General features: G+C 62.7%; 4 protein-coding genes. All 4 read left to right on the forward strand.

Features of this window, described 5'->3' with window-relative positions:
* The first annotated feature begins 37 nt into the window (after positions 1-37).
* Genes SARO_RS01760 through SARO_RS20455 form a run of 4 tightly spaced genes read left to right on the forward strand, consistent with a single transcriptional unit; the run spans position 38 to position 12,652 of the window.
* On the forward strand, positions 38-5,152 hold the full coding sequence (locus SARO_RS01760) for a DEAD/DEAH box helicase (RefSeq protein ID WP_011444014.1): 5,115 nt from the start codon (positions 38-40) through the stop codon (positions 5,150-5,152).
* Entirely contained in the window at positions 5,149-7,950 is a 2,802-nt protein-coding gene (locus tag SARO_RS01765; protein WP_011444015.1) for a DEAD/DEAH box helicase, read from the forward strand. The genes SARO_RS01760 and SARO_RS01765 overlap by 4 nt, the downstream gene beginning before the upstream one ends.
* A complete protein-coding gene (locus tag SARO_RS01770) occupies positions 7,950-11,909 on the forward strand; it encodes an Eco57I restriction-modification methylase domain-containing protein (protein WP_011444016.1) in 3,960 nt (1,319 codons plus the stop codon). The genes SARO_RS01765 and SARO_RS01770 overlap by 1 nt, the downstream gene beginning before the upstream one ends.
* Positions 11,909-12,652, forward strand: coding sequence for a PD-(D/E)XK nuclease family protein (locus SARO_RS20455; RefSeq protein ID WP_011444017.1), 744 nt, complete (start codon positions 11,909-11,911; stop codon positions 12,650-12,652). The genes SARO_RS01770 and SARO_RS20455 overlap by 1 nt, the downstream gene beginning before the upstream one ends.
* Positions 12,653-12,665: the final 13 nt, after the last annotated feature.

The following is a 12,665-nucleotide window of genomic DNA, read 5'->3' on the forward strand; positions in this document are numbered from 1 at the left end:
TGGCGGCTATGATGGTCAAAGTACTCAAGGGGTTGTCATGAACGTTTTCGAACTCGATGCTGATCTGATTGCCAGATACGAGAAGTTCGCGCGTTCGTTCACCTCGATCCGTGCTGAAGATCTGCGAGGCCAGATCGATGCCGTCTATGAAGGTGGAAAATTCTGGCCCGAGCCGCTGATCGGGCTCAACCCGGAGTTCAAGCGCGGTCGCTCGGTCGCCGATCTTGCCCGGCAAGGGGTGGTCGACCCCGATCTTGAGACCGTCTTCGCACTCGGTACTCCCCGCACGCCGATCAGCTTGCACCTGCATCAGGAGCAGGCGCTCATGAAGGCGCTGCAAAGCCGCAACTACATCGTCACGACCGGCACGGGCTCGGGCAAATCGCTCTGCTTCTTCGTGCCGATCATCAATCGGATCCTTGCCGCACGACGAGCGGGCGAACCGCGCCGGACAAGAGCGATTGTCATCTATCCGATGAACGCGCTGGCCAATTCACAGCGCGAGGAGCTCGAGAAATTCATCGAACATTGCGGCTTGGACTCCAGCCTGAAGCCAACCTTTGCGCGTTACACCGGTCAGGAACAGGACAGCGAGCGCAAGGCGGTGGCTGCCAACGCGCCGGATATCATCCTGACCAACTTTATGATGCTCGAGCTGCTGATGACGCGGCAAGATGAGGTCGATCGGCAGGTCATCGAGAATATGAAGGGGCTCGAGTTCCTTGTTCTCGACGAGCTTCACACCTATCGCGGCCGTCAGGGTGCCGACGTTGCCATGCTTGTTCGTCGCGTGCGCGAGCGCATGGGCTCCGAGAAGATGCTGTGTGTCGGCACTTCAGCCACAATGGCGTCCGGCGAGGAAGATGCCGGGCGGGATGCTGTCTCAAAGGTCGGAAGCATCCTATTTGGAAGCCCTGTCCTCTCCGAAGACGTGATCACGGAAAGCCTCGTTCGTCGCACTGAAGGCACGCCATCCGATGCCGCTTTGCGAGCGGCCGTTCTGGAACCATCCAAGCCTGCGACCTTCGAAGAGTTCGCTCTTGATCCACTCGCTTGCTGGATCGAGATGAATATCGGACTTGATGGCGGCGAAGTGCTGAAGCGTGCGACCCCGCGCACGTTAACCGAGGCAGCGGATTCCCTTGCGCAAGCCACACAACTGGAGCCAGCGGAGTGCCGCTCCGCTCTGGCTGACAGGCTGATAGCCATGAATGAATGTCGCAATGACCGCGACCAGGCCTTCATGGCGTTCAAGCTCCATCGTTTCTTGTCCGGTGCGGGTACTGCGCATACGACGCTGGCGCCATCCGGTAGCCGCCGTGTGTCACTGGTTGGTGAGAAATTCGACCGGGAGGAAACTGAGGCCCGGCTCTATCCCGTCTATTTCTGCCGAGATTGCGGTCAGGAAGTCCATAGCGTCTCGATCGACAACTGGGGCAGTGTCATCGCTCGCCCTATCGACGTCGCGCCCCGTCCTGACGGAACAGACGGAGACATCGAACACGGCTTTCTCGTGCCCGATTCGAGCGGCGATCTCAATTTTGCGGGCGATGTCGAAGATTATCCCGACAGCTGGCAGGAGACCAGCGCAACAGGGCAGCTTCGTCTCAAGAACTCCCATCGCGGCAAACACGATGGCCGCCGGATGTACCTTGGCCGGGACGGGCGGCATGACCCGGAAGGGCTGCTATGCTGGTTCTTCCCTGGTCAGTTTCGTTTCTGCCCGCACTGCAAGAGCCAGCCCGCGCCGCAAGCACGCGATATCAACAAACTGGCGGGGCTTTCGGCCGAAGGCAGGAGCTCCGCGACGACGCTCATCACAACGGCAGCGCTGGACTGGATGGAGCGGGCGGGTCAACCGGTCGAGATTCATCGCCGCAAACTGCTCGGCTTCACCGATAATCGGCAGGACGCAGCGCTTCAGTCGGGTCATTTCAACGACTTCATCTTCGTCACATTGCTGCGCGGCGCCATGCTGCAGGCGGTAAGGTCCGCGGGCGAAGATGGCCTCTCCCACGAGGAATTCGGGAATGCGCTCCGCAAAGCACTCGGCTTCGATCCCGATCTGCGGGAGCGCCGGACAGAGTGGATGCTCGATCCGGAACCCGTGAGCTTTTCCGCAATCGACGAAGCTAAGAAGTCGATCAACAGGGTGCTAGCACATCGGCTTTGGAATGACCTGCGCAGAGGGTGGCGCTTTACCAACCCGAATCTCGACCAACTCGATCTGATCAAGATCGTCTATCCCGGGATCCGGATGTTGGCCGGGGATCAGGCAACATGCTCGGGCGCGCACCGCGAGCGCATGAGCGAAACCGAAGAACGCGGCTTCTCGATACTGTCGCAAGTTCCGGCAGACAAACGCGAGAAGATGTTTCGCCAGCTGTTTGACCATATGCGCCAGGGCTTGGCGATCGCGGTCGATGCACTCGATCCTAATGAACTCGAAGCGGTGTCGATCAAGTCGCGGCAGTTCCTCAAAGACCCCTGGGCCATCTCGCAAGAGGAGCAGAATCACGACCTCAGCGCGCAGACTGCGCTGGTCGTGGGCACGCAAGGCAGCAAGAACGACCGCATCGTCCGCGTTTCGGCGCGCGGTGGTCTGGCGCGGGCGATTGTGGCTGAGGTTGGTGACCTCCCCCTCGCTGATCGCGAGCCACTGATCGAGGCGATGCTGCTGGCAGCCGCGCGGCATCAGATGGCGCGCGAGTTTGCGGCCGGTCCGCTTCTAGGCTGGAGGCTTGCCCCAGGCGCCCTTCGAATTGTACCAGGCGATGGGCGGCCCAAGAAGGGCCAAGACAACCGTTTCTTCGCTGAGCTCTACTCCGATGTTGCCGTTCGGCTTGCGGCACCCGGAGGGTTGCCCTTGGCCTTCGAAGCACGTGAGCACACCGCACAGGTCGATTCCTTGCTCCGCGAAATGCGCGAATGTCGTTTTCGCTTCGGCAACAGCGACAAACAGCGCATGGCCGAGATCGCCAACGATGCCAAAGTAATCGCAGAAAAGCGGGATTTCCTGCCGCTGCTCTATTGCTCGCCGACCATGGAGCTGGGCGTCGATATCTCGCAGCTCAACGTCGTCTATCTGCGCAATGCACCTCCGACCCCGGCCAATTACGCCCAGCGTGCGGGGCGGGCTGGCCGAAGCGGCCAAGCCGCCCTGGTCGTGACCTACTGCGCTGCGCAAAGCCCTCACGATCAATATTACTTCGAGCGCCGGACCGATCTCGTCGCCGGGATCGTGAAGGCGCCTGCGATTGATCTGGTCAACCCTGACCTGCTGGCCTCGCACGTCAATGCTGAATGGCTTGCCGCCGCGCAGGAGGGGCTTGGCAAATCAATCCCTGAAAACCTCGATATGGACGATGAGGCTTTGCCGGTTTGTTCGCGGCTGATCGCGGCCTTCGAGACGGCAACCAGCGATATAGAAGCGCGCGAGCGGGCTGTCAGGATCGTTGGCTCGGCGCTCCCTGCGGAAGGCTCTCCGGTGATCGGCAGTCCCGAGGTTTTTGTTACAGCGCGCTGGGACAACGCGGGTCATGCTATTGATCTTGCCTTCAAGCGCTGGCGCACACTCTATCGTTCAGCGAATGAGGAACGCCGGGAAGCGTCGGCGATTGCCGATCGCCCGGGTCTTTCGGCTCAGGAACGTAAGGATGCCCGGTCGCGCTATGTGGCGGCTGACAAGCAGGTCGAGCTGCTGGCCAAAGGCGTCTCATCGGCGAGTTCGGACTTCTATGCCTATCGCTACCTTGCGACCGAAGGGTTTCTACCCGGCTATAATTTTCCGCGCCTCCCGCTTTATGCTTTCGTCGACAGTGACCGCGGATCGGCGGTGCTGCAACGACCGCGCTTCCTTGCGATTGCCGAGTTCGGGCCCAACAGTCTTGTGTATCACGAAGGCAAGGCGTTTAGCTGCAATCGCGCCAAGTTGCCTGCTGGCACCCGGGGCAACGATAACAAGCTCGTCACGACGACGATGCGCTGCTGCCACGCCTGCGGTGCTGCGCATAGTAGTGAGACCATCGAACGGTGCGTCGTGTGCCATGAGCCGCTGACCGAGGAGGGTCGGCTTTCCAAGCTTTACAGGATCGAGAACGTCGATGCCTCGCCAAGGTCACGCATCACCGCCAACGACGAGGACCGCCAGCGGCGCGGTTTCGACCTCAGGACGATCTTCGAGTGGGATCCGGCGCGGCAGGAAAGCCTGTTGTTAAAGACATCGGATGGGCCATTGGTGGCGCTGCGTTATGGCCCGCAGACCAAGCTCTCTCGTGTGAATCTTGGTTTGAGACGAAGGGCCCACAAGGAACACACAGGTTTCGATATCGATACGATCTCCGGCCGCTGGCTCAAGAATGAGGCGCAAGGCGAGGATGAGGGCCACGTCGATAACAGCGCGAAGCGTCAATCTATCGTGCCTGTCGTCGAAGACACCAAGAACGCGCTTCTGCTCAAGTTCGATCCTCTGATCGAGCTCGACAATAGTCAGATGGCAACCCTGCAGCATGCGCTCGTTCGTGCCATCGAAACCGAGCATGTGCTTGAAGCTGGTGAGCTTCTGGGCGAGCCATTGCCGACCAAGGATGACCGCCGAGCGATCCTCTTCTACGAAGCCTCGGAGGGCGGCGCGGGCGTACTAAAGCGGTTGATGGACGGGCCCGAACGTTGGCGCCGCTTGGCCGAGGTCGCGCTCGATCTGATGCATTACCGCCTTGAGGACGGCAGGCTCGTCGAGAAAGAGGACGCCTGTGTCGCCGGCTGCTACCGCTGCGTTCTGTCCTACTACAATCAGCCCGATCATGAGATGATCGACCGGCGCGACGACGCAGTGCTTGATGCGCTTGTCGGGCTCGCCGCTTGCGAGAGAGACTGGCCTGCAGCCGGTCCTGCGGGAGCTGATCCACAATCTGACCCCTGGCTCGCCGCCTTTGCCAGCTGGGGGTTCCCGGCACCGTCGAGCGAGACCATCGCGGGGCTCGAGTATGCCATGGTCTGGCCCGGCCACATGGTGATGGCGGTTGCTCAGTCCCCATCGGAGGCCTTGCGTGATCGCTGCGCGGAGCTCGGCCGAGAATTGATTGCCCTGCCCGATGAACCCGGCACGAACCCGCCGTCAGATCTGGCGAATGCATTGGGAGTTTCTGCATGACATCCGTTTCCGTTGCTCCTGGCCAGCTCCAGATCGGAGACCTGGTGCATGCCCGGGGACGCGAGTGGATCGTGCTGGCAAAGCCGTCGGATGGCCTCTTGCGCGTTCGGCCTTTGTCGGGCTCTGAGGACGATGCGATCCTCATTGCCCCCAAGCTGGAACGCCAGCCTGTGCATGAGGCGAGCTTTGCTCTTCCCAACTCCGATCAGCTGGACACGCAGGACGCCGCACGGCTGCTGACCGATGCTCTGCGGCTCTCCTTGCGCCGGGGTGCGGGGCCGTTCCGAAGCGCAGCCCATCTCGGCGTCGAGCCGCGGGCCTATCAGCTTGTGCCGCTGCTCATGGCCTTGCGGCTCGAGGTCAAGCGGATGCTGATCGCTGACGATGTCGGCATCGGGAAAACGATCGAAGCCGGCATGATCCTTCGCGAGATGCTGGACCGGGGGGAGATTGACAGCTTTACGGTCCTGTGCCCGCCGCATCTGGTGGATCAATGGGTCGGCGAACTTGCCCAGAAGTTCGACATTGATTCCGTGGCCGTCACATCGGCCCGTGCGCGTTCGCTGGAGCAGGGTATCGCCCTTGGCGACACAATCTTCGGCGTGCATCCGTTCACGGTCGTGAGCCTCGACTACATCAAGGCCGATAGCCGCCGCGAGGGCTTTGCGCAGGCTTGCCCGAAGTTCGTGATCGTTGACGAGGCGCATAGCTGCGTCGGCGGCAGCGAGAAAGGCACCCAGCAGCGCTTCTCCTTGTTGCAGCGCCTGGTCGAGGATGAGGCCCGGCACATGCTCCTGCTGACCGCCACACCCCACAGCGGCAATCAGGATGCCTATGCTCGCCTGTTGAGCCTGCTCCATCCCGACCTGTTGCGCGCGCCGGATACGCTCGATGCCAACGCCCTCGAACGCTATCGGCGGCGGCTTGCTCAGCACTTCGTTCAGCGCCGCCGCCCCGACATTGCTGATCAGTGGGGCGAGGGTCGATCGTTCGCCGAGCCCATGAAGGCTGACGCACCCTACAGTCTGACGGGCGATTTTCAGGCCTTTCAGGAAGATGTCCTCGAATATTGCCTTGGCGTGGCGACGCGGGCCGATGGTGCGCAGGCTCGCCGTCTCGCCTTCTGGGGTACGCTCGCCCTGATGCGCTGCGTGGGTTCGTCGCCGGCTGCCGCGCTAAGTGCGCTGCGCAACCGTCTCTCCGGCATGGCGGAAGAAGCACTGCTCGGACCCATTCTATTCGATGATGATGATGACGAGTTTGCCGACACGGATATCGAACCAGCGACCGCTGGTGACAGCGAGGAGATCGCTGAACTTCGCCAGCTGATTTCGAAGGCTGAGGGCCTGAACTCTCGGTTCGCCGATGATCCCAAGTTCCGCGAGCTCGTCGCGCAGGTCAAGGACCTGACGGGCAAGAAGGAGGCCCGCCCCGTTATCTTCTGCCGCTTCATCGCCACTGCCGAAGCCGTGGGCGAAGCGCTGCGCAGCCGCTTTAAGTCGCACACCGTCGAGGTGGTCACCGGTCGCCTCACGCCTGAGGAACGGCGTGAGCGGGTCGAGGCCCTCGAGGATCACCCCAATCGCATCCTCGTCGCTACAGACTGCCTGTCGGAGGGGATCAACCTCCAATCGCTGTTCAATGCCGTGGTCCACTATGACCTCAACTGGAACCCCACCCGCCACCAGCAGCGCGATGGCCGCGTCGACCGCTTCGGGCAGCAGGCCGAACGTGTCTGGTCGGTCATGATGTTCGGCGCGAACTCGATCATCGATGGCGCGGTGATCAAGGTGATCACCGAGAAGATGAAGCGGATTCAGAAAGAAACCGGGGTCGTAGTCCCGGTGCCGGAGGATTCCTCGAGTGTCTCCAATGCGCTGATGCAGGCGATGCTGCTGCATTCCAGCAAGCCGCGTGCGCAGGGCATGTTCGACTTCGGCGATGCCGAGGCCAAGCTCGAAACCCAGTGGCGCAATGCCCAGGAAAACGCCCACAAGAGCCAGACCCGCTATGCCCAGACGGCCCTGAAGCCCGAGGAAGTGCTGCCCGAATGGCACAAGCTGCGCGATCTGCTCGGAGGACCGGACGAGGTTGAGCGCTTCACCCGCCGGGCCTTGGCGCGGCTTGACGTGCCGCTGGGGCAGCAAGGCCTACATTGGCGTGTGCGCTATGACGATATGCCCCAGCAGCTGCGTGAAAAGCTGGCGGCACGCGGACTGCGCGGCACCCGAATTATCGGCTTCCGCGACAAGCTGCCCCCTGATGTCGCCCAGGTCGGACGCACCCATCCACTGGTGGCGACGCTCGCCGGAACCATGGCCGAGGGGGCTCTTGACCCCAACGGCGTCGAAGGAAAGGCGACCCTCGGGCGAACCGGCGTGTGGATGACCCGCGGGGTCGACAAGCTGACGGTCCTCCTCGCCCTGCGGCTGCGCTTCAAGCTGGTCACCAGTGGCCGCCGCACTTTGCTCGCCGAAGAAGCGACCGGCATTGCCTTTGGTCCGCAATCCAATCAGCCCATCGCCATGGGGGCCGAGGCACTGGCTCTGCTGGAACACGAGGCGACCCGCAGCATCGAGCCGCCGGCGAACCAGCGCCAGATCGATCTTGCGCTCGCTCGCCATGCTGATTTCCAGCCGGCCATCGCGGCCTATGCCGCCCAGCGCGCAGCCGCGCTCTCGCACGATCATGAGCGCGTGAAGGCCGCCACAAGGGGTGAAGGTATCACCACCACCGTCGAACCCGTGCTGCCCGCCGATATCATCGGCCTCTATGTCCTCGTGCCGGAGGCCAACTGATGGCGCGCCGTTCTTCCTCCACCGAACTCGGCCTTGTCGCGCTCACCATCGAGGGCGGGCTGATCGCGCCTGAACAGGTGCAGAAGGTCATCGCCGCCGATCGCACCCCCAAGACCGCCGACAGCTACAGCTGCCCCAAAGGCACCAGCCTCGGCGACGAGATCGCGCGCTTCTTCCGCATCGGTCAGGCGATCTGGCGCGACTACGATCAGGCGGACGCCAAGACCATCGCCCGCACCGCCGCCTTTGCCCGCGACCTGCTGACCCAGTGCCTCGGCTTCACCGACATTGCCGGCCCGGTCGAGCACCGCGAAGGCACCCGCCGCTACCGCATCGCGTGGGAAAGCAAGGGCGGGCGCGTTCCGGTAGTCGTTGCCGCGCCGGTCGAAGGCAGCGATGCCTTCGCCAAATCCCAGCCCGAATTCGGCGACGGCGAAGGCGGCCGCCCCCGCCGCTCGCCTGCCGCACTCCTGCAAGACTGGCTCAACGGCACCGATCACGCCCTGTGGGGCCTCGTCTTCGCGGGCGACCGCGTGCGGATCATGCGCGACAATGCCAGCCTCACCCGCCCGGCATGGATCGAGGCCGATCTCGGCGCGATGTTCCGTGACGAGATGTTCGCGGACTTCACCGCCTTCTGGCTCCTCGCCCATGCCACCCGCTTCGGCGCGGAAGGTGCCGCCACCTCCGACTGCCCGCTCGAACAGTGGCGCGAAGCCGGGCTCAAGCAGGGCGTAGAGGCCCGCAAGGACCTTTACGCCAACGTCGCCACCGCGCTGGAGGAACTGGGGCAAGGCATCGTCACCGCCAACCCCGACCTGCGTGACCAGCTCGCCAGCGGCGCGCTTTCCATGCAGGCGCTATTCGAGGAACTGCTCCGCACCGTCTACCGCCTCATCTTCCTCGCTGTCGCCGAGGATCGCGACCTCCTCCACCCCCGCCGCACCCCGCGCGAGGCCCGCCAGCTCTACGCCCAGGGCTACAGCTTCACCTTCTGGCGCGAACGCAGCCGCCGCCGGGTCGCGCGTGACAGCCACCATGATGCGTGGGAGGCGATGAAGGTCACGCTCGCCGCGCTCGAACATGGCGAGGATATGCTCGGCCTGCCCGCGCTGGGCGGCCTGTTCGCAGCTTCCAGCACGCCGCACCTCGGTGCCGCCACCATCCCCAACCGTGCCTTCCTCGCCGCGCTGTTCTGCCTTGGCTTCATCCGCAAGGACGGGATCACCCACCGCATCAACTGGCGCGATCTCAAGACCGAGGAACTGGGCTCCGTCTACGAAGGCCTGCTCGAAATCCGCCCCAGCCTTACCGCAAGCGGCGATTTCCAGCTCGGCACCGGCGCCAAGGGCAATGACCGCAAAACCAGCGGCTCCTACTACACCCCCGACAGCCTCGTCGAATGCCTGCTCGACAGCGCCCTCAACCCGGTGCTCGAACGCGCCGAAGCCAGCGGAGTCACGCCCGAGGAGAAGGTAGCCGCCATCCTCGATCTCAAGGTGATCGATCCGGCCTGCGGATCGGGCCACTTCCTGCTTGGCGCCGCCCGCCGCATGGCCGACCGGGTCGCGCGCCTGCGCAACGAGGATGCGGGGAAAGAGGAAACGCAGGCCGCCCTGCGCGATGTCGTCTCCCGCTGCATCCACGGGGTCGATCGTAACCCGATGGCGGTCGAACTCGCCAAGGTCGCGCTGTGGATCGAGTCCGTCTCGCCCGGCCAGCCCCTCGGCTTCCTTGATGCCAACATCCGCTGCGGCGACGCGTTGCTCGGCGTGTTCGACCTTGCCGTTCTCGAAGAGGGCATTCCGGACGAGGCCTACAAGCCGCTCACCGGCGACAGCAAGGACGCAGCCAAGTTCTACCTCAAGCTCAACCGCGATGCGAAGAAGGGGCAGGGCGCTTTCGATTTCGCAGGCGGCGGTGGCGTGTTGCCCGCCAAACCCATCGCGGCGGGGCTGGGCCGGATCAAATCCATGCCCGAGGATACCGTCGGTCAGGTCGAGAAGAAGCGGCAGGCGTTCGAGGCGTGGAAGGCCGATCCCGCGCGCTACGGCACCGAGGTTGCCTGCGATCTCTACATGGCCGCCTTCCTGATGCCGAAGACCGAGGTGCCGCTCAACTACCAGCGGGCGATGGTGCCGACGACCGGCGACGTGCGGCAGAAGTTGGCGGGCGGCAATGTCTACGGCCCGCTGGAGGGTGCTGCCCGCGAGGTTGCCGGTGCGGCGAGTGTGCTGCACTGGCCGCTTGAATTTCCCGATGTGATGGTCGGCAAGGGCGGCTTTGACGTGGTGCTCGGCAACCCGCCGTGGGAGGTCGTGCAGCTTGGCGAGGAGGAATACTTTCAGTCTCGTGCGCCTGAGATTGCCGAGCTCAAGGGCGCAACCCGCAAGAAGGCTATTGCCGCGTTAGAACAGGAGCGCCCCGAGCTTTTCGCCGAGTTCGCCCGCGACAAGCGGATGTTCGAAGGCATGAATGAGTTCGCGCGGGCAGGCGGACGCTTCGATCTGACCGCCAGGGGCAAGGTCAACACTTACGGCCTGTTCGCCGAGCACTTCCTCAGCCTGACGCGCGATGGCGGTGGGGCGGGATTGATTGTGCCGACCGGGATTGCGACGGACGCCACTACCGCTCCGTTCTTCGCTTATCTGGTAAGCGGCCAGCGGCTCGCTGGGTTGATCGATTTTGAGAATAGCGCGCCGCTGTTTGCGGGCGTCCATCGCAGCTTTAAATTCTCCCTTCTCACGATCGGGAGTGGAGTGGCCAAAGCTGACTTTTCCTTTTTCCTCACCGATCCGGCACAGCTCGAACAGGCCGAACGGCGCTTCACCCTCTCGCCGGCCCAGATCGCCCGGATAAACCCCAACACCAAGACCGCCCCTGCCTTTCGTTCTCGGAGCGATGCCGAGCTGACCGCTGCGATCTATGATCGGGTGCCAGTTTTGATCGATGAGACCAGAGGCGACAACGGCAATCTGTGGGACATCGAGTTCCGGCAGGGCCTTTTCAACATGACCAGCGACAGTGGTCTATTCCGCACCGCTGCCCAACTGGAAGCTGATGAATTTGATCGGGAAGGCACCGACTGGGTGTCGCGTCCTACGCTTACAGGGAGGGATGAGAGGTATGTGCCTCTTTACGAAGCGAAGATGGCTCATTTCTATGATCACCGGTCATCTGGATATGGCACGCGTGATGGAGAACGTGGCCATCGCGTTCTGCCAGAGACAACGCCAGAAGAGCATAGCGATCCGTGTTTTGAGATTGAACCACACTACTGGGTTCCCGCGGCAGCTGTCGATGAAGCGCTTTTAGGGCGTGACGCGAAGTGGTTGTTTGGCTTCAAAAACGTAACATCCCCTACGAACGAAAGGACGATGATTTGCAGCCCGATCCCGCGTGTCGGGGTTGGACACAGCATGCCCCTTATTTCAAAGAAGAATGGATGGGGAAGGCAAGGTGCAGCTTTTGTCTCCTGCCTCTCCAGCTTGGTGTTCGATTATGTGGCTAGGCAGAAGGTCGGAGGCGTCAATTTCACATACTTCTTCCTCAAGCAGATTCCTGTAATCCCCCCCACCGCCTACGACGAAGCCGCGCTCGCCTTCATCGTCCCGCGCGTGCTGGAGCTTACCTACACCAGCCACTCCATGGCCCCCTTCGCCCGCGACCTCGGTTACGAAGGCCCGCCCTTCGCATGGGACGAAGACCGCCGCGCGCACCTGCGTGCCGAGCTCGACGCCTGGTATGCCCTCGCCTACGGCCTCACCCGCGACGAACTGCGCTACGTCCTCGATCCCAAGGACGTGATGGGCGAAGACTACCCCAGCGAAACCTTCCGCGTCCTCCAGAACAACGAAATGAAGAAATACGGCGAATACCGCACCCGCCGCCTCGTCCTCGCTGCCTACGACGAACTGTTGGGCCAAGGCCTGCGACCCAAGGTGGAGGGGTATCGCTGATGGCTGCGGATTGGCGCGCCCTGTCGGGCCGACAATCGGCTTCCATCGATCAGCGATGGTTCGAAGTCGTCAACAGGTCTCGCGCCGGCGCAATCGAAGCGATCCGTTCAGGTATTCCGGATGTCCGGCCAAGGCCGTGGCACGAGGATCGATCCGGCCTCGAAACGATATTCGGGCTGACTGCCGCGACGCATTGCTTCGACGAGCCACCGCATAGCTGGGCGCATCTTCTTGAACCGCAAATCACGCGCGCATTTGTCCACTTCCTGAATGAGGGTGATGGGCAGCGTCGGTCTGCCCGCTGTCTTTCCTTTGTGAGGGCGGCGCTGGCCTGCTCACCCCGCAGCCGACCGATTCCTCAGGGTTGGCAACCAACGGGCGCGGTTGCTGAAGCCGAGGAGAACCGGATCGACATCCTTGTCGAACTGACGGACGGGCATCGCCGGTTTGGTGCAGCGATCGAGGCAAAGTTCGGTCACAAGCTGACCAGCGGTCAGCTGGAAAAAGCAGAGGATCACGTCACTGACAGGAAGGGACGGCATTGGGATGCGGCGCGCTCTGCATTCCTTGTCATCGCGCCGTTGACTCAGCGCATTGATCGAAAACTGCTCGCCAGGCGGCCCAATTGGCGTGCCGCCTCATGGTGGGCGTTTCTCAACCGGCTCGAACGGGAAATCGGGCAATCCGATGATTGCCGGGACTATCGGCGTTTCCGGCGAACGGTGTGGTACAGGTCCTACTGAAGGGGTGGCAAAG

Origin of the sequence: Novosphingobium aromaticivorans DSM 12444, assembly GCF_000013325.1 — a bacterium.
Lineage (GTDB): Bacteria > Pseudomonadota > Alphaproteobacteria > Sphingomonadales > Sphingomonadaceae > Novosphingobium > Novosphingobium aromaticivorans.

What these genes read in the sequence shown, in the direction of transcription:
- SARO_RS01760 (WP_011444014.1), top strand. Translation starts at nt 38, where the DNA reads ATGAACGTTTTCGAACTCGATGCTGATCTGATTGCCAGATACGAGAAG.
- SARO_RS01765 (WP_011444015.1), top strand. Translation starts at nt 5,149, where the DNA reads ATGACATCCGTTTCCGTTGCTCCTGGCCAGCTCCAGATCGGAGACCTG.
- SARO_RS01770 (WP_011444016.1), top strand. Translation starts at nt 7,950, where the DNA reads ATGGCGCGCCGTTCTTCCTCCACCGAACTCGGCCTTGTCGCGCTCACC.
- SARO_RS20455 (WP_011444017.1), top strand. Translation starts at nt 11,909, where the DNA reads ATGGCTGCGGATTGGCGCGCCCTGTCGGGCCGACAATCGGCTTCCATC.